At 44.1% G+C, this 18,443-nt stretch carries 13 protein-coding genes and 2 tRNA genes; 10 read left to right on the top strand and 5 right to left on the bottom strand.

Annotated elements, in window-relative coordinates:
- Nucleotides 1-414: 414 nt before the first annotated feature.
- Entirely contained in the window at nt 415-1,149 is a 735-nt protein-coding gene (locus EO98_RS04520; RefSeq protein WP_156161019.1) for a reverse transcriptase domain-containing protein, read from the bottom strand.
- 831 nt (nt 1,150-1,980) lie between these two features.
- On the opposite strand from EO98_RS04520, the gene EO98_RS04515 reads away from it, so the two are divergent.
- The 4 genes from EO98_RS04515 (at nt 1,981) to EO98_RS04500 (ending at nt 5,465) form a co-directional block, all read left to right on the top strand.
- Nucleotides 1,981-2,763: a sulfide-dependent adenosine diphosphate thiazole synthase gene (locus EO98_RS04515; RefSeq protein WP_048132415.1), complete on the top strand. Its 783-nt coding sequence runs from the start codon at nt 1,981-1,983 to the stop codon at nt 2,761-2,763.
- Between the two features lie 175 nt (nt 2,764-2,938).
- Nucleotides 2,939-3,010: transfer RNA gene (locus EO98_RS04510), tRNA-His, on the top strand.
- A 264-nt stretch (nt 3,011-3,274) separates the two neighbouring features.
- Nucleotides 3,275-4,999 carry a radical SAM protein gene (locus EO98_RS04505; protein ID WP_048139061.1) on the top strand — a complete coding sequence of 575 codons (1,725 nt, stop codon included), beginning with the start codon at nt 3,275-3,277 and terminating at the stop codon, nt 4,997-4,999.
- 232 nt (nt 5,000-5,231) lie between these two features.
- Entirely contained in the window at nt 5,232-5,465 is a 234-nt protein-coding gene (locus EO98_RS04500; protein ID WP_048139062.1) for a hypothetical protein, read from the top strand.
- 48 nt (nt 5,466-5,513) lie between these two features.
- Here EO98_RS04500 and EO98_RS19075 read toward each other — a convergent pair whose 3' ends face one another.
- From EO98_RS19075 to EO98_RS04490, 3 genes are read right to left on the bottom strand one after another with little or no spacing between them, the layout of a single operon-like run.
- The gene (locus EO98_RS19075) at nt 5,514-6,869 is read right to left on the bottom strand and encodes an HAD-IC family P-type ATPase (protein ID WP_255350259.1); all 1,356 of its coding nucleotides are present in this window, start codon (nt 6,867-6,869) and stop codon (nt 5,514-5,516) included.
- 30 nt (nt 6,870-6,899) lie between these two features.
- Nucleotides 6,900-8,039, bottom strand: a complete 1,140-nt coding sequence (locus EO98_RS19065) for an HAD-IC family P-type ATPase (protein ID WP_235283520.1) — start codon at nt 8,037-8,039, stop codon at nt 6,900-6,902.
- Nucleotides 8,040-8,073: 34 nt separating this feature from the next.
- Entirely contained in the window at nt 8,074-9,207 is a 1,134-nt protein-coding gene (locus EO98_RS04490; RefSeq protein ID WP_048139064.1) for a hypothetical protein, read from the bottom strand.
- A gap of 1,063 nt (nt 9,208-10,270) precedes the next feature.
- Between EO98_RS04490 and EO98_RS04480 the strand changes: the two genes are divergently transcribed.
- The 4 genes from EO98_RS04480 to EO98_RS04465 all read left to right on the top strand — a co-directional run bounded on the left by EO98_RS04480 (nt 10,271) and on the right by EO98_RS04465 (nt 15,255).
- Nucleotides 10,271-12,493, top strand: a complete 2,223-nt coding sequence (locus EO98_RS04480) for a hypothetical protein (RefSeq protein ID WP_235283521.1) — start codon at nt 10,271-10,273, stop codon at nt 12,491-12,493.
- A gap of 100 nt (nt 12,494-12,593) precedes the next feature.
- Nucleotides 12,594-13,271 (top strand): hypothetical protein, encoded by a 678-nt coding sequence (locus EO98_RS04475; protein WP_235283522.1) that lies wholly within the window; start codon nt 12,594-12,596, stop codon nt 13,269-13,271.
- A 50-nt stretch (nt 13,272-13,321) separates the two neighbouring features.
- Complete coding sequence (locus tag EO98_RS04470; protein ID WP_235283523.1) at nt 13,322-14,143, top strand: hypothetical protein; 822 nt, start codon at nt 13,322-13,324, stop codon at nt 14,141-14,143.
- Nucleotides 14,140-15,255: a PGF-pre-PGF domain-containing protein gene (locus tag EO98_RS04465; protein WP_048139070.1), complete on the top strand. Its 1,116-nt coding sequence runs from the start codon at nt 14,140-14,142 to the stop codon at nt 15,253-15,255. Before EO98_RS04470 ends, EO98_RS04465 begins: the two co-directional genes overlap by 4 nt.
- Before the next feature lie 826 nt (nt 15,256-16,081).
- On the opposite strand, the gene EO98_RS04455 is transcribed toward EO98_RS04465, so the two are convergent.
- Nucleotides 16,082-16,153, bottom strand: a tRNA-Gly gene (locus tag EO98_RS04455).
- 452 nt (nt 16,154-16,605) lie between these two features.
- Between EO98_RS04455 and EO98_RS04450 the strand changes: the two genes are divergently transcribed.
- Both EO98_RS04450 and EO98_RS04445 read left to right on the top strand, forming a co-directional pair.
- Nucleotides 16,606-17,943 carry a DHHA1 domain-containing protein gene (locus tag EO98_RS04450; RefSeq protein ID WP_048139074.1) on the top strand — a complete coding sequence of 446 codons (1,338 nt, stop codon included), beginning with the start codon at nt 16,606-16,608 and terminating at the stop codon, nt 17,941-17,943.
- A 169-nt stretch (nt 17,944-18,112) separates the two neighbouring features.
- A complete protein-coding gene (locus EO98_RS04445) occupies nt 18,113-18,364 on the top strand; it encodes a KEOPS complex subunit Pcc1 (protein ID WP_048132402.1) in 252 nt (83 codons plus the stop codon).
- Nucleotides 18,365-18,443: the final 79 nt, after the last annotated feature.

The raw sequence follows: 18,443 nt of genomic DNA, 5'->3' as shown, positions 1-18,443 counted from the left end.
TCCTATCGTTTACCGATTTTCCGTTGCTCCTAATCGGTGATCTGGTCAACCAGGGCTTGTTAGACAAGCCCCTGAGTCTTTAGCTCAGGGGTAGTTGACGATGGTAAGTCACTGTAGTGTGAATTCATAAGTAAGTATTGATATGGCGATATTGAAAGAGCCAACAAAAAATAAATTTTTTGACAATCTATTTTTCTCCTTGCGCTCTTCATCTTCAGTATCATAATTTGCCCTTACCCGGTCCCAAAAGCAAGGTCTCCCTTCAGGAATGCTGTGACAGCTGCAAGAATAAACATTCCCGCATCGATAAAAAGTAAACTCTTCATCCTTCCCACAGTTTCTTTTATTTAAATATGAGGATGTAATAGTTTATTGGTGGTTTCAACTCTCTTTGCAGGAAACTGGTCATTTATTTCAGTCAAATACCCTACAGCTTTCTGCAGGATGTTCCAGTGCAATTTTGATTTGAAGTTTCCCTTCATATTTTCTGAAATTCCATCCAAGGAAGTCAAAACCATAATCAATATGAGTAATAAGAGTCTTTTCTTCCGATAATTCCAGACTTCTTTTTTTAAGAAAGGCGCTGATCAGTTCCTTAATTTCTCTGACTAATTCTTCAGAGCTGGCAGTGACCACAAAATCATCAGCGTATCTGACAAAGTTTACCTCGTTTTGACATCTCACTATAGAGTTGTCTTTCTCACTTTTACTTGTACTGTATTTGGTAAACAACAAGTGTTCGATGTTGTCTAAAGCTATATTCATCATAATGGGCGATATGATTCCTTCTCGCAGAGTTCCAATTTTTTTTGGGTTCAGATGATATTTAGAAACAAAAACTGCCTTAAGAAATTGATTCCTAACAGATCCTTCTCTCAAAATATTGTTTATTAGCCATTGATGGTTGATTTTGTCGAAACAACCTTTTATGTTCCCTTTCAGGATCCATTGTGCAGAGTGTTTATTGCAGAGACAGGTAAACATCTGTTCACAAGCATCATGTGAGCTTCTTATTTTGGTTTGTGCTGTAGACCATATTTCACCATCGACTCCAGCCGTTTTCTTGCTTTCATTCCGGGTAACTGTCCTTACCGTTAACGTCTCTGAATTACTTATATTCATAAGTTTGCCCCAATTATCTACTGTCAACAATAAATGTACAAGCAAAAAAGTTATACCTCTATTGTTTTTGTGTAATGTATACAATATACGGTGTCAATTGTATTTAATTATTTTGAGTAAGTTATGGGCTAATCGGAATGGAGTATTCAACCTGCCCTCTTTCATCCGAACCTGCTTACCCCCTGTCTCCGGTCTGTTAGAGTTTGATCTATGTTTTATTAATTATCCAAAGTAACTGGAATCGTATCCCAGTTATTATTGTTCCGAGCGAAGCGAGGTTGGTCCTTTTTGCCAGGCAAGATTAAAAAATTATATAAAAGACATAAATGCCTGAAAAAAGGTGTTGCTTCTATTTTATTCATTTAATTTAAGGGCAGACCGCTCTCCTTCGTCGAGCGTGGGTGAACATGGTATCCGAGCTATGAAACTGGAACCCCTGCAATGAGCAAAGATCAAAACCGAAAAACCTTCCCTATGCTTGATGTTCAATTAATCTGAAAATCCGGGGTCCATTTTTCAGTCTCTAAAACCATCTTGTCGCGAAAACCGAAATCTTCGCACGCTCCTAAAAATACTCCCAAAATTGAAATTTCGTGGTTGGTAATTTTTTAAAGCTCGATATTGCCATCCGTGAAGCCGCTTCAGGACTATTAATTTTCTTCCCCCATCCTCCATCTTCCATCCTCTTCACCCTCTCCCTCTTCCCCATCAGATTCCAACAACTTTAAAAGGAATGCCCATTATCAAAATGTGAATTTCAGTGCTTACGATCAGGGTTAACAATTCCCTAATTTACTTCTTAAAATACCGGGTTGTTTTCCCCGGACTTTCAATCCTACAACTTAATGAGAGATTAATATGGAACTCGACGAAGTCATAATCACACGGGCAATTTTTGAAGAGTATTCTAAAACCTTCCTGGACTACACTGACATCGATGTAGCACTTATAGGAGGGGGACCTGCAAACCTTGTGGCTGCAAAGTACCTGGCTGAAGCCGGGGCAAAGGTTGCCATTTATGAGCAGAAGCTGTCTCTCGGGGGCGGCATGTGGGCTGGTGGCATGATGTTCCCGCGCATAGTTGTGCAGGAAGAAGCCTGCCACGTCCTGGACGACTTCGGGATCAGGTATAAGGAGTACCAGCCCGGGTATTATGTGGCAAATTCTGTAGAATCCGTCGGGAAGCTGATTGCAGGAGCGACTTCGGCAGGGGCTGAGGTCTTTAATCTTGTGAGCTTTGAGGACGTTATGATCCGGGAGAACGACAGGGTTACTGGAATTGTCATCAACTGGGGCCCTGTCACAACACAGCGCCTGCACGTGGACCCTCTCATGATCCGCACAAAACTCGTGATCGACGGAACAGGGCATGATGCAGTTGTCTGCAACACGATTCTCAGGAAAATCCCTAACGCAAAGATCGGAGAACTCGGGATGCTCGGGGAAAAGCCAATGTGGTCTGAGGTCGGCGAGCGCCTGGCTGTGGACGCAACCCAGGAGATCTATCCCGGGCTGATTGTCGCGGGCATGGCCGCAAATGCCGCAACCCGTGCCCCGAGAATGGGCCCTGTCTTCGGAGGCATGCTCCTTTCCGGAGAAAAGGCTGCAAAACTTGCCCTTGATAGGCTTAAAATGATCTGATATTTGCCTGAAGCAAGCCGAAACCCTCCAAAAATCGGGGTTTTACCTGTTCAGAATGCCGGAAAACAGAAAACTTCCCTCTTCTTGGAAAAGTCTTCTGCTTTTTCCGGCAAAAACTTTATATAAATAAACTCCTTCTATAGGTTGCTTCAAGCCTGAAGTACCAGACCCTGTGGCCGGGGTAGGGTAGAGGTTATCCTGTGGCCCTGTGGAGGCTACGATCCGAGTTCGATTCTCGGTCCCGGCCCTAAAACTATTTTATAATTATTTTTCTTCTCTTCTGTGTACGGTGTTTTTCTGCAGCAGTGTTTTTTATATCATTTCTAATGTCTATTTTATAATCTGCTCTTAATCTACCCTTAATCTGCTCTATATTACAGTGTTACTTTACACTATGTTTCTATAACCCTACTGCATCTACTAATGCCTGTATCTAATATCCGACTGCACTGTACTTCCAATTTCATATGCTTCCAACTTCAATTATCAAACAAAGGAAACGAGAACTGATATGAAAGCACTCATCATAGACGGTTATGTGGACGAGCCCGCCTGCCTCGGGGTTCCTCCATACTTTTCCCCTTACGCACGGTATATAGCAGGAGCTCTTAGAGAGCGCGGGCTTTCCGAAAACGACATTCACTACCTGACCATCGACACCCTGAGGGAAAACCCGCCCGGGGCTGGCGAGCTTATAGGTAAGGCAGACCTTCTGGTTATTATTGCAGGCATGACCGTGCCTGGAAAATATCTTCGGGCTTCCCCTATCACGCCTGGAGAGATCGAAACTATCTTTCGGGCTGCGAGCGGGGTAAAGGTCATAGGCGGCCCTATCAGGCTCGGTTTCAGCAACGAAGGCGGAAGGGCTGCAAAGGGGACGGAAAGCGGGATAAGCCTGGGAGAAGCCGTGCTTGCAAAAATGGATGTCGAGGCTTTTATTTACGATCTCTTTGAGGGAGGGAGCGGAAGCAGCGGAAGCAACGGAAGTTTTCCTGCAAAACTGAAGGCCCCGGAATCCATTGACCACCGTTTCAGGACAACAGCCGAGATAGGGCGCTGGGGGTCGAAAGGAGCTTTTTTGATCCGGCAGCACCCGGACTACCCTTACTGTATGTGCGAGCTTGAAACCTACAGGGGCTGCGGCAGGCAGATCCACTGTTCTTTCTGCACCGAGCCATTTTATGGGGCTTCGGACTACAGGCCTGTAGAGGATGTTGTCTCTGAAGTCTCTGCACTTTATTCCCATGGAGCCCGCTATTTCAGAATAGGAAGGCAGCCTGACCTTTTTTCTTACCACGGGACCGATGCCGGAGGACCTGTCCCTAAACCCGTTCCCGAGGTTCTTGAAAGGCTTTACCGTGGAATCCGGAATTCCGCACCTGAGCTTTCCGTGCTTCATATGGACAACGCAAACCCGATAACCCTTGCAGCATACCCCGAAGAGTCAGAGCAGATTCTGAAGACGATTATCAAATATCACACCCCCGGAGATGTAGCAGCCTTTGGGATGGAGACTGCTGACCCCGTGGTGATTACAGCAAATTCCCTCAAGGCGACTTCCGAAGAAGTTTTTGAGGCGATCAAACTGGTAAACAGGCTTGGGGCCGTGCGCGGGGCAAATGGGCTTCCGGAAATTCTTCCTGGCATTAATTTTGTACACGGGCTGATGGGTGAGACGAAAAAAACGTTCCAGCTGAATTATGATTTCCTTCAGCAGGTGTTTGATTCAGGGCTGCTTCTCCGAAGGATTAATATCCGGCAGGTTATGGCATTTCCCGGAACTCCAATGTACGGAAGGGACGAAGCAACCAGGAAGCACAAGAAACTCTTTCTGGACTATAAGGAACAGGTCAGGAAGAACATCGACCTTCCAATGCTCCGGCGGGTCGTGCCGGAAGGAACGGTACTGAGAGATGTAATGTGCGAGGTGCATGACAGAGGGGTCACTTTCGGGAGGCAGCTTGGCTCTTACCCTCTGCTTGTGGGAGTCCCTTCCCTCCTTCCTCTGCGGAAATTCACGGATATTACTGTCACAAGCCACGGAATGCGTTCGATTACCGGAATTCCTTATCCCCTGAATATAAATGCCGCATCTCCTGCCCTTATCCGGGAAATTCCGGGCATCGGCAGAAAAGCGGCTGATTCTATAGCTGCCGGAATTCCCTATACTGACAGAGAGGATTTTCTAAAGAGGGTAAGTGAAGGAAAAAAGGTTATCAGCTTCATCGAAATTTGACGCTCTAAATCTGATTTCTTTCTTCTTTTTCTTTATTTTTTTCGGCATTCCACTATTTCTGGTATTTTTTACACATCTGCGTCCTGAAATCGGAAAATTTTATTCAGGAAAATCCTTTTTCAGCCTGACAACATCTTCGATTTCCTGATCTTAAAGGTCCGAATCTTTCAAATAAACAGCTATTTATTCAATCCCGAATCATTTTAAATGGGATAGTTAAGGGGGGAGTTGCTTGAGCGAGAGCGCAGAAAATTTATATAGAGTAAAGATTGCTTTTCAGTTGAGTTTTATTGTATGGGTCATGATTGGAATTTTCATGTTTTATGCTACTTTTGAGGCACAGTCAAGAATGCTTGGGACATTTTTACTCCTTTTTTCAGTTATCCTTTTCACGCCTTTTCTGCCTGATGGAAAAGATTATGAAGAATTTAAAAATCTGGACGACTATAAGGAAGAGAAATTTTAGGAAACATGAAATTCCTCGCAAGGTAGCAAGGCTGCATTTCAATATGTTTTAAAATTTCACTTTTTTATAAAATACCCTCTTTACTATTTCAGCTGTAAGTATATACAGTCCCACAATGGCTCCCAGAATTAAAATTACTGAAACCGGGAGAGGTTTGAATCCAAATGGGACGGCAAACGAGGTAAAGGGGAAGCTGAGAGTCAGGATTCCGATTAGCAGGGTTGCTATAAGGAGATATTTTCCAGGCTTGCTCCTGAAAAACGGTTTCCTGCTTCGGATTACAAGTACTATCAGGGACGCCGAAATGACCGATTCTATAAACCAGCCGGTCCTGAACTGTTCTGTCATCCCCGGGAGAAGAAGAAGCAAAACTCCGAAAGTGAGGTAGTCGAATACCGAACTGGTAATTCCAAATGCCATCATAAACTTACGGATGAAACCTATATCCCAGTGGTGAGGTTTTTCAACCATTTCCCTGTCCACAGTATCCGTGGCTATGGTAGTCTCCGGAAAATCGGTCAATAAATTGATTAGCAGGATCTGCTTGGGAAGCAGGGGAATGAAAGGCAGGAAAAGTGACGCTCCTGCCATGCTGAACATATTCCCGAAATTGGCACTGGTAGCCATAAAGACATACTTCATGGTATTGGCAAAGGTTCTTCGTCCTTCTTTCACACCCTCTACAAGCGCATCCAGATCCTTTTCCAGAAGCACGATATCTGCAGTTTCTTTAGCAACATCCGCAGCGCTGTCAACGGAAATTCCCACGTCTGAGGCATGGAGCGCCGAAGCGTCATTAATGCCGTCTCCTATATATCCAACAACGTTTCCGCTTTTCTTGAGTGCAAGGATAATCTGCTCTTTCTGGATTGGTTCTATCTCTGCAAAGACATCGGTATCGTTTACCTGCCTGAGCAAAGTTTCACTGCTCATCTGAGTAATTTCACTTCCGGCTATAACCCTGACGTCCTTAAGCCCGATCTCTCTACTGATGCTGGCAGCTACAAACCTGTTGTCTCCGGTAATAACCTTCAAAGAAATTCCAAGCTGCTTCATGCTTTCTATAGTTTCTGTAATTCCTTGCTTTGGGGGATCAAAAAAGAAGAGGAAACCGAGGAAAGTCATCCCTATTTCTGTTTCCTTTTCGATAGTTGCCTGCTGGTCCATCTCCCTGTACGCAACCCCAAGAGTGCGAAACCCTTTCTCGCTGAACTCCTCATACTGTTGCTCGATTTTTTCCTTAAAATCTGAAATCTCGACAGGCTTTCCAGTTTCAGCCTCTACTGAGGAGCAGATTGCAAGGATATTTGGGAGCGCACCTTTGGTGACCATCAGGTTACCCTCGCTCTTTGAAATAAGGATGCTTAATCTTTTACGCACGAAGTCGTAAGGAATTTCGTCCAGTTTTCTATACCGGGAAAAATCGAGTTTATTCTATGCAAGGATTGCCCTGTCTATAGGGTTCTCAAAGCCTTCCTGGTAATAGGCATTGAGGCTGGCATAAAGGAGCACTTTTTCATTCCGTTCTCCTTTAAGGTCCTGAAAAGAGTGAAGTTGCAGTTCCCCTTCGGTCAGCGTGCCTGTTTTGTCGGAGCAGAGCAGGTTCATGCTTCCCAGGTTTTCAATGGAAGCCAGCCTCTTGACAATGACCTTCTTTTGCGCCATCTCTTTCGCGCCCCGGGAAAGGTTAACGCTGATGATTGCAGGCAGAAGCTGGGGAGTCAACCCAACAGCAAGAGCCAGTGAGAAAAGGAAAGAGTCAAGGATTGGGCGCTGTAGATATACATTGATTGCAAAGATGGTTATTACCATAAGCATGGTAACTTCCATCAGGAAGTGGCCGAAGCTTGTAACCCCCCTTTCAAACTCGGTTTCCGGGGGTCTTAGTTTTAGCTTCTCTGAGATTTTCCCGAATTCCGTTTCCTTTCCTGTAGATACTGCCAGTACTTTTCCGCTTCCGCTGACCACACTTGTCCCCATCCAGAGGGAGTTTGTGCGCTGTCCCAGCGGGGTTTCTGCTTTTAATACACTGACTGATTTTTCTACGGGATAGTTTTCTCCTGTGAGGGTTGATTCGCTAACAAAAAGGTTCTTTGAGTCCAGAATCAGACAATCTGCAGGAATTATGTCTCCTGCGTTGAGGATAATTATGTCCCCGGGCACGATTTCTTCTACGGGGACTTCTATTTCTCTACCATCCCTGAGCGCTGCCGCTTTTATCTGCACAGTGGTGAGAAGTTTTTCAAAGGCATCTGCAGCTCCTTTTTCCTGCCAGAAACCCAGCATACTGCTGATCAGGATAATGGCTACAATAATCAAGGTGTCTGTAGGGTCGTGGAGAAAGAAAGACAGTCCGGCAGCAAATAGGAGAATAAGGGTAACCGGGCTCCTAAACTGGGAAAGCAGGATCTTCAGAGCATCTGACCGTTTTTTTGGTTTTAGAATATTGGCCCCGTAAGTTTTAAGGCGTTCACTGCTTTCGGAGCCTTTCAGACCTTCGCTTCTTGTCTGTAGTTCCTGTAACATCTCAGATACAGGAATACTCCAGAACGCAAGCTCTCTCTCCTTATGCACCAGCCGGATGTCTCCTTAGCTTGCTTAATTTTTCTCAGGCTTCGGCGACTCCCAGGATTCGGGCAAGCTCCATGCCCTCGCTTCCTATGGCTGAGAGTTCGCTTGAAGCTTCAGATTTCGAAACGTATTTTTCGGTCCGGACGCTTCCAGGCTCCTCCATTTTAATTGTAACTTCCCCTTTAGTGTACCCCCTTTCAATGCATTCCCTTACGAGCTTCCCATATATACCGGCTATAAGCTTCAGGCAATCAAACACAATGTTCTCTTCAACAGCGTTTTTGCCGTCCAGCAGGACCTGCCTGAGCCTTCTGGACTTGACGGATTTCGTGAAGAACTCTTTGAGCTTTACCATGAACATATAGAGAGCTTCCCTGTCTATAAGAGGAGCCAGTTTTTCGTCTCCTGTTATATCATGGTCCCCATACATGATCCGTAAAGTCCTGTCATCTGCAGAGAGTGTGAACATGTGCTCTGCATCCTTGTCTTGAAGCACTGTTTTGACGCTGTTTCCTTCGTACTCGATATTCGTAATATGGAAATCGGATACATCCATCTTCTTTACTTTTTCTTCTCTGGACAGAATCCCACTCTTTGCCCATACAGGCAGAGTGAGTTCCCGAAGGTCTTCAACTTTTAGTGCACCGTGCGCAAAGTTCAGTTCAAACTCGTACTGTACGCCGTTAACTGAACTTACCTGCCTTCCTTTCAGTTCTTTGTCTTCAGCTGAAGCATAATAGGCATTTTCGGCCCCATATATGCTTGTTTCAAAAAAAGGGCTGAGGGTTGCGAGTATCCTGGTTTCAAGCTGCTGCACTTCCATAAGTGCCTGCCTGTTTAGCCTATCAATGTCTTCAAGCCTTTCATTCTTTTTTAACATGGATACAGTTGAAGAGGTTTCAATTGTTCTTGCTTTAATTTCAAGAATCTCCTCTGACTCTACTCCCTGCACACGTTCTTCCATATAATCAATGACGTCTTTCTGGAACTTATCTATCTCCTCGAGTCTTCTCTGAGAGATTGCTTTCTCTTCCTTATTCCCCTGCTTTATCCCTATAATTGATTTTTCGAGCGGTATTGCTTCTTTTGAAATCCTTATGAAGTCCTGCAGATCCTGGATAAAATCCCTCTGAACAGGAAGTTCCGTAGAGTCCTGAAAGGTATACTTCATTTTAAATTCCCCCATGTAGCATAAAAATATCTTTTGTTAAATTATGTTTCTTCACATTTAAATCTGTGAGCATATACTTTTTATATAAATATATCTTTTTACAATGATATGTACTTTCCATAATATCATATACTTCCCATAATAATATATACTCTTCATAATCATATATACTCTTCGTAGTGGTGTATATTTTTTTGAGTAATATATGCTTTATAGAATGGCAATATGACTCCTTCAATTTCCAGTATTTTTTTCATTACTTCTAAATAACTATTCTAATGCTAGGCGATCATATTTTCAGATTCTCTTTGTGTTTTTCTTAAAAAACACCTGGCTTTTTAAATATTTATTTTTTTAAAAATAAATATTATTATTCATAATTTTTTCATATAGGATTATATTTAGTGTCTAATATTTTTTAGAAAGATTTATATCAAATATTTGCATAAGTTACATCATATTATCGTCACAAGATAATATAAAAAGACATATACTATATTAAATGTTGAATATTAATTATCCATATGAATTTGCCTGTTGGCGAATTTGCTGCTTGAAATTAATTGGTATATGTCTGATGTACCGGACTGACTGGTCAGCCCTGGTAATAAAAACGGTGTTGATTCACAATTCCCCTGCTGCGCAAAAATTAATGGGGTTAATGCTTGCCGCTCCAGAGGTCGAGGCTACCACACTCCTGCCATAAAAGGGATTGGAGAAGTGCTGGCTTTCTTATCTACTAATCGAGGATAAATTTAATCAGATTAATTAAGTTCAGGAGGTGAGGTGGGAAGCAGTTTTATTAATAAAATCTGTAAAAAAACTGTAAATTTCCTACAGTCTTGTTTTATTTACTTTCTAATAATGACTAAATTTCAGTATTTATAGACTGTTTATAGGATTGTATTATAACTAACTGGATCTGCTACAATTCACGAACTTCAAAATATTATTTAATATAAGATAATATTCAATGTAGAAATATAGACTTAAATTGAACATTTGCGGAATCTAGGTGCAGAATATGAAACAAAAATTAATACTATCTAGTGCGCTGCTAATTATGTTCCTTTTAGCAGGAACAGCAAGTGCAATTGAAGATATAGAGGATACAGATGCTGTATCGACTTTGGTGACCGGTCCGAGCGTTAGTATCGCCTACAACGATACCGGTCCTTTCAAGATGGGAGACGTTGTTAAGATAACTGCGACCTTCAGTGAACCTGTCACTTATGCGCTGGCAAAGGTTGATAACAGTGTTCTTACCCCCGTCAACATGACCAACATGACCTACATCGGGGACACCGTCTGGTCTTATAATTATGAAGTCCCGAACGATATAAACGATGCAGTTGACGTGACAGTGTCTGGAATGAGCATAAATGGATACTTAATTGATGGAGTAGATCCTGACGCCTTTGTGGTTGACAACGAAGCTCCGAGAATTAAGATCTTTGAACCGAGCTCCACTGTTTACAATACAAAGGATGTAGTCTTTGATTTCGGTGCTTTCGATAAACTGGATAATATAATTGACTACGCCATCTACATCAACGGTACCCAGAAGAAAACAGGGACTATAAATTCTAACGGATATGCAAAATATGAGACTGAGCTGGATGATGGCTATTACCCCTGGGAAATCACACTCAAGGATGATGCCGGAAACAAAGGTACCAGTGGTGTCAATGGCACTGACCTGTATGTGGACACCAAAGCCCCGAGCGCGACACTTATTTCTCCGGCAGACCTTGCCGTCGTCAGCACAAAGAATCCTCTCCTTGCATTCAATTTCACCTCTCAGGATGCTTTATCTGCCAAGTATGACCTGCCCCTGTCTTACCAGCTGTACATCGATGGAGAACCTGTTGATGTAATCGGCTCCGGGAGCATGATCTCAGGGGAGTATGTAAACATTCCATATGTAAACCAAACTGATGGCGTTCACAACTGGTCTGTTTATATCGAGGACATGGCCGAAAACAGCGTTACGAGTGAAGTCCGGAAATTCTATGTGAACTTTGAAGGACTTGACGTCTCCCTCATTTCTCCGAATGGAGGGTTCGTTTCTGCAAACCCGGAATTTAACTTCAGTGTTTCAGGAGGGGCAGGGCTGCCTTTCAGTTACGAATTGCTCGTTAACGGCACGAAAGTAAAGAACGGCACGTTCATTGTTGGAGAAGATCCGATCAACTACTACTCAGTAACTGCAACGGTGGAAGACGCAACTGAAATACCCTGGACCGTGCGTATTACCGACTGTGCAGGCACCGTCTATGAACCCACTCCACTTTCGTTCTCTGTTGATACTGAGGCCCCTGCTGCTGTGGCAAACCTGGGTGTTTTTGACGCACTGAGCAATACTACGTGGTACTATACGTATGATGAACCAGGACTTTACGTTGGCTGGGATAAAAACACCGAAGAAGACCTTTACGATGGATTAGACGCTTACTATGGAGTGCCATATGTGGTCTTCATCAGCGCATCCGAGCCCTCGAACATTTCTGAAATGGAACTGGCAGTACCTGTAACTACAATCTATGATGCTGGTACTTACATGTATATGTATATTGGAGAGTATGGCGGAGAACCTCTTGTATACGGTAAGGACTACTGGGTGGCTGTTATTGCCCTGGATAGGGCTGGTAACTACAACGAAAACGTTTCCGTTTTCGGCCCTGCCCGGACATACGAAGACCTGACCCTCACACTTGATGCCGGCTGGAACCTGAAATCCGTGCCTAAGAATCTGGCTACATTCAATGCTGGTGCAGATTCGGTCTTTGGAGAATCCAGCACAGTAATTTACTGGAACGGCAACTACTGGGAATTCCCGACGACCATTGAACCATGTAAGGGTTACTGGGTCTACACTCCGGAAGCTAGCGTGAGCAATGTAAAGTTCAAGCCAATGTCAATTGACGGTACAACTCCCGATGTACCCGCCTCTCTTGACCTTGCTCCCGGCTGGCAGATGATAGGGCACACCTCTACAGTGCCTGTACACTGGTCCGAGACTCTTGGTTCATTGCAGGGCCTTCTGGGTGCAGAATATAAGTTCTCCAATCTCATCACGTATTCTCACAATGAAGGTTGGGGCGGTACAATCTCTCTTGGAATCTTAGACATGGTAAAAGTGCCCGAGACTAAATACCCGGTTGAAGCACTTCAGTCTGAGGGTCTTATGATCCCAGGACAGGGATACTGGATCTTCATGAAGGAAGACGGTACCTACGCTTCCATCGAAAGCGTGGGGATTGACGTGAATCCCGTGCCGCAATGAGGCCTTATAAGGGGACAATTTCGAAAACAAGTAACTTTTCAGCCAGTCAGGCTGAAAAGTTTTTTCTTTTTCTTGTTTGCGTAGCAATTGGAGGTAAATCATGAACAGGATGTTAAAAAATAGTTTATTGGGAACAGCTGTATTTATGTTGTTTTTCTTAACAGCTGCTCATACAGGTATGGCAGGGGAAGAAGTCCCAGTTCCTCTGCTCCCGATGACAGTGCAGGGAGTTGCCCTGATTGATGGGGCTCCGGCTCCCACAGGCACTGTTGTTGCAGCTTACCTTAATGGGGCGCAGGTAGAAGATTTTCGTGTAAATACTTCTTCCGGAGATTTCTATTTATTGATTTCCGGAGTAGCCGAAGATGAAGGAAAACCCGTTACCTTTACAATTGGTGGAAAGGATTCGGGAAAAAGTTTTGACTGGGAATCCGGAAAGCTGGTCTCATCCGTCGAACTTTCGGTCGGTGTTGTAGCTGATTCCGGAAGTTCTAAAAAGAGCTCAACTTCCGGAGCGGGCTCCGGAGCTGAGGTCATTGAAAGTTCAGTCCCTCAAACGAATGTAACAGTTCAGGAAAAAACGGTCCCGGAAAATACAGGTGTCGATTCAGGTGACGATGCCGGGGTCGAACAGACTGCAGAGTCTTCTGAAGATTCCTCTGAAACTTCCTCTGAACCAGAAAGTGCTCCAGGTTTCCCGATTATTTCTGCGGTTGCCGGCATAGTTCTGCTCACTTTCGGATCAAATCTCGGGAGGGAATCGAGAAGGAAGCCCTGAAGATCTTTCTAAAAGGATCTGCACGGGTAACGTGAAAATCTCAAGGTGATATGGTGACCATCAAGGACAAATACTTAAGAATTTTATCGTGCCTGGTTATTCTGGTACTGGGCATATCCCTTGTTCCGGTTGCATCTGCCAGCACTATTCCTTCTATTCCCAACACATTTGAAGGAAAGCTGATTACAGACGGTGCAGATGTGCCCGCAGGAACTATAATTTCGGCTTATATAGATTCCAAGTTTGCTGGCAGTAATCCTATCAATGAGGCAGGAAAATACAGCGTGGGAGTCTCGGGTGCCGAGGAGGATAATGGAAAGAAGATAGTCTTCAAGCTGGGTCTCGTTGAATCCCCTGTTTCCGTGACTTACCAGCACGGCGCTGCGCCGGTGAAAGGACTCGATCTTACTTTTGAAGGGGATTTTGTACCTCCAGTTATCGAAACTTGCTCTGCATCCCCTGTATACATCCTGAATGACGGAGAGGATTACTCAACTATCAGGGCAAAAGTCTCGGATGACTTGTCCGGGGTTTATTTAGTAACCATCGATCTCACTCCCATAGGCAGAGAAGTGGTTGAATTGACTTCCGAAAGCGGAGGTATTTACACCTGCAATGTAGGCAGTACTCTGGCAGGAGAGTTTAAACTCCCCCTTACAGCTACGGATTACTTTGGGAATAAAGTTACAGATAAAGATAGCATATCAATCACCGTAGTGAAAGAAGATGAACTCGCAATAAGGTATGGAGGAGCTGACAGGATCTTCTCTGCCGAAGAAATCCAAAATATTGTAAATGATAATCAGATATCCAGCGGGATCAAATACGCAATTCTGAATATTTACTTTGCTAACGGGTGGGATCGGATATGAAACGGCCTGAGTTTAAAATTGCTTTTGTGCTGCTCCTGACCCTGGTCTTATGCGCGGTACCGGCTTCTGCGGGCAGTGCAGAAAGGACTCTTCCTTCTTCAGTTAACACCAATGAGGAGTTTCAGGTAACGGTTAATGTAGCCGATTATGGTGCAGCCGGTCAGGTTCTTGAAAAGCTTCCTGCAGGTTTCACATACGTCAGCTCAACCCTTCCTGAAAAAGCTGTAACTGTAAACGGCAACAAGGTTTCCTTCCTGCTGATGACTGAAAAGAGGTTCAGCTACACCCTTAAAGCTCCTGCATCAACCGGCACATACCAATTTGTGGGTCTTTTAAGGGATATCAACAAAACTGAATTCTCTGTCCTCCCTGCCAGTTCTTCCATCACGGTCACAACCTCCGGAGGTTCAGGCGGCGGCTCACATGGCTCAAGCAGCAGTTCAGGCGGCGGAGCTGGAGGTTCCCCCGAACTCCAGAGCAACGTAGAGACTAAAGAGCTGTCCCAGGCGTTCGTCACCGCCGGAAAACACGTAAGGTTCGATTTTCCAAAAGGTGTAACCTGCATAAGGTATGTGGAGTTTGATGCCAGGAAAACTCTCGGAAAGATCACTACTATTGTCGAAATGCTGAAAGGCCAATCCAGGCTGGTTTCGAGCCTGCCCGAAGGCACGGTTTATAAGAACGTGAACATCTGGGTGGGTTCGGGAGGAATCGCAAATTCTGACAATCTCAAAAACGCAGTTATTGGTTTCAGAGTCGACAAGACCTGGCTTGAGGAAAACGAGGTTGATGCGGATTCGTTAAACCTCTGGTACTATGACAAGTCATGGAGCAAACTTGATACCAGGAAATTAGATGAGGACAGCGACACTTACGTCTACTTCGAAGCCAAAACCCCTGGTTTCGGACCCTTTGTAATTGTTGCACCCGATAAAGACGGATCCGGTTCGATAGAGTTCGAGCCTGTTCCGACTGAAACCTCGGAAAATGATGTGGCTTCCAAACCTGGAAATCCGTCAAGAGGCGGCTGGCGTTCGACACCTGGTTTTGAATATACGGCTGTTCTGGGAACAGTTGGAGCCGCATACTGCGTCCTGAGAAGGAAGTTCTAAATGCCTAAATAAATTCCCAGTTTGAAGCAGCATCTAAAGCTGCTTATTTTTTTTCTTTCCTGAATTGCGCTTTGGGATCACAGGAAATCGCAGATTTCCTGGGAGTTGCGATGTAATCGCAACAGTACGCGGTCCGTTTCGCTTCGCTCAAGCGGACTAAATTGCAGATATTTCTTTCCCGTGCAACATTATTCGCTGTATCATGTCGTTCTTGTCACGCTCGACGCAGGAAAGCGGTCTTTCCCAAAAGACAAAAAAGAGAAAAGAAAAGGAAGAATCAAAGAAAAAAAGCCGGAAATTAAAAATTGAGTGAAAATCTGGGGGATGAAGTCAAAAAAGGATTAAATTGTACCTGGGAAATACTATTTCCACGTACGTTTTTATTGATTTTTACTGCTATTTCAGCCTCTTATTTCTTCCTTCTCCTATTATCTTCCTTCTTTTTTCTGCTTTTTTTGAAGGGCCTCCAGGCAAACTGGCGGAGGCACCATATATTTACCTGTGGATTAAATAGCGGTTTTCAGGGTATAAGGAAAGTCTTTTTCGGGCCAGGCAGGCATTTCTATAATTCTCGTTTTCTCTTAACACCATCAGGAATTTGCCTGTTGTTTTTTCTTGCGGGCAAACGAGACGGCTTCAGCCCTGCAAGGAATAGGAGAGAAAAACAAAAGATTCCGGTTTCGGATAGCTTCGGATATTCTGAGTAATACCAACCGATTAATCTGGAAACACCAAAAATCAGCAAAAAGAACAAAAAGAGAAAAAAGGAACGAAAAAGGGATAAGAACGACTCAGAAGGCAGACATATCTTAATTAATTATAAATATACACCAGTCGGGATTCGAACCCGAGTTCGAGCGTTGGCAACGCCCGGTGATGACCGCTACACTACTGATGTACGAGGTTGGCAGGGTGTCCTGCTACTTTTTTAGCTATATACTTTCTTATTTATTAAGTTGACCCCCGGAGATCTTTTGTATGTCCGGGTCCCAGGAAAAAAATCGCTTTAGTTACGGATATAAGGGTTTTTTCATTTGTCTGTCAGATCTGTTCTTTTTGCTTTTGCTGTTTTTCTTTTCCTTATTCTTTATTCTTTATTCTTTATTCTTTATTCTTTATTCTTTATTCTTTATTCTTTATTCTTTATTCTTTATTCTTTATTCTTTGATCAGGATCTATTCCCTGTACAGTTTTGGGGAATTGTGTTTTATATTATCAAGCCAGTATAGATTGGCATCTTTCGTGAGCTGGCAACTAAGTATTTATCTCTGAAATATATCTATCTCTAAAATATATCGGTCTCTGTACCGGCCTTCTCACTTTGATATTAAATTTTATGAGTGATGGGTTTTGAGCGAGCTTGAAAAACTGATAAACCTTGCAAAAAATGCAGCCGATAAAATCCGGAAGCATAACTTTGTGCGCGTAGTTTCACATAATGATGCTGACGGGCTGACTTCAGCCGGGATCATGGCCCAGGCCCTGCTGCGGGCAGGCATCCGTTTCCAGCTTTCAATAGCAGGAAAATTGGATGAGTCTGTGATCGAAGAAGTGAACAGTAACATATCTCAGGGAGAACTTGTCATTTTCTGTGATATGGGTAGCGGACAGCCTGAACTTATCGGCAATGTGGCGGCTGACGTAGTGGTGCTTGACCATCACCAGCCAGTAGGGCAGTCCCCTGCAAAAGCCGTGGTAAACGCCCATATGGTAGGAATCGACGGGGCAACGGATATCTCGGCTTCTGGCACCTGCTATCTTGTAGCCCGGGAACTTGGGACAGGAAATCTCGACCTTGCAGGGCTGGCAATTGCAGGTGCAGTCGGAGACAGGCAGCTTTTCCAGACCGCCAATGCTTTTATTCTGGAAGAAGCCTTGAAAGCAGGAGTTGTATCCATCAGGAAAGGGCTGAAGGTAGGGGATGGAAACCTTGCGGAGGTGCTCGCATACAGCACAGAACCTTTCCTGGATATAACCGGCTACCCTGAGAAAGCAGCGGAATTCTTAAACCAGCTTGGGCTCTCCGGAAACATTGAAAACCTGTCTGCGGAAGATATATCAAAACTTGCCAGCGCCGTTGCCCTGAAACTTGTCAGACAGGCAAGCCCCGAGGCAATTGAAGCCGTCATAGGAGATATCTTCCTGCTGAACCGGGAGCTGGTGCACAATGTCTATGATTTCATCTCTATTCTCAATACCTGTGGGAAGCAGAAGGTTTACGGGCTTGCCCTGGCTCTCTGCCTGAAAGACTCAACTATTGTCAATGAAGTCCTCTCCCTTACAAAGGAGCATGAAAAGAACCTTGCCCTGGATATCCGGAAAAATGTGGAAAAAATTCGCAAAGGGGAGAATATCTGGTACATCAACACTGTTGATGCCCTTTCCACAGGAAGTCTTGCCACAACCGTAGTCAGATACCTCCACCCCGAACTCCCGTTTATCTGTTTAAACGAGTCCGAGGGAATCCAGAAGGTTTCTGCCAGGGGTACCCGCGAACTTGTATCAAAAGGCCTTGACCTTGCCTTTGCCCTCAGGGAAGCTGCAGGCGCAGTCGGCGGAAGCGGAGGCGGGCATAGTGTCGCATCCGGAGCCTCAATTCCTCTCGGAAGTACGGAGGAGTTCCTGAGCATCGCAGACCGGATCATAGGAGACCAGCTCAGGAAAAACGCCGGTGGAAAGGCAAAGTAAAGGAAATATAAAGGAAATATAATGGAAATATAAAGGAAATATAATGGAAATTTAAAGCAAGGAAATTAAGCCGGAAAATGATGCGGCAGAAAGCTAAGCAGCAAAATCAAAGCAAAGCAAAAAGAAAAGAAAGCACGGGATTAACATCAAAAACGCATGAGGCATATTTATGAAAATCACAGGTACAATTGAGTTCCCTGACCCGAAGTCAAGAAAATCAGCAGCCAGAATTCTGAAAGCCCTTGCCCCGGACAACCTGAGAAGTATGGAAAGCGAAATCAGCGATGAGAGGGTTGCTGTGCGGTTCCATTCTGAAAAAATTGGTTCTCTTCTTGCAACCGTTGACGATTTTCTTATGAATGTTAAAATAGGGGAAGGAGTCGAACAGACTCTGGAAAAAGAAAATAAGAGAGAAGTATAAATTAATAAAGAAAATTAATAAAGAAAATTAATAAAGAAAATTAATAAAGAAAACTAATAAAGCTGTCTCTTATACACAT

Source organism: Methanosarcina sp. 2.H.T.1A.6, from assembly GCF_000979455.1.
GTDB lineage: Archaea > Halobacteriota > Methanosarcinia > Methanosarcinales > Methanosarcinaceae > Methanosarcina.
This window is presented reverse-complemented; position numbering and strand designations above follow the sequence as displayed.

What these genes read in the sequence shown, in the direction of transcription:
- EO98_RS04445 (WP_048132402.1), top strand. Translation starts at nt 18,113, where the DNA reads ATGAAAATCACAGGTACAATTGAGTTCCCTGACCCGAAGTCAAGAAAA.
- EO98_RS04505 (WP_048139061.1), top strand. Translation starts at nt 3,275, where the DNA reads ATGAAAGCACTCATCATAGACGGTTATGTGGACGAGCCCGCCTGCCTC.
- EO98_RS04470 (WP_235283523.1), top strand. Translation starts at nt 13,322, where the DNA reads ATGGTGACCATCAAGGACAAATACTTAAGAATTTTATCGTGCCTGGTT.
- EO98_RS04515 (WP_048132415.1), top strand. Translation starts at nt 1,981, where the DNA reads ATGGAACTCGACGAAGTCATAATCACACGGGCAATTTTTGAAGAGTAT.
- EO98_RS04465 (WP_048139070.1), top strand. Translation starts at nt 14,140, where the DNA reads ATGAAACGGCCTGAGTTTAAAATTGCTTTTGTGCTGCTCCTGACCCTG.
- EO98_RS04475 (WP_235283522.1), top strand. Translation starts at nt 12,594, where the DNA reads ATGAACAGGATGTTAAAAAATAGTTTATTGGGAACAGCTGTATTTATG.
- EO98_RS04490 (WP_048139064.1), bottom strand. Translation starts at nt 9,207, where the DNA reads ATGAAGTATACCTTTCAGGACTCTACGGAACTTCCTGTTCAGAGGGAT.
- EO98_RS04480 (WP_235283521.1), top strand. Translation starts at nt 10,271, where the DNA reads ATGTTCCTTTTAGCAGGAACAGCAAGTGCAATTGAAGATATAGAGGAT.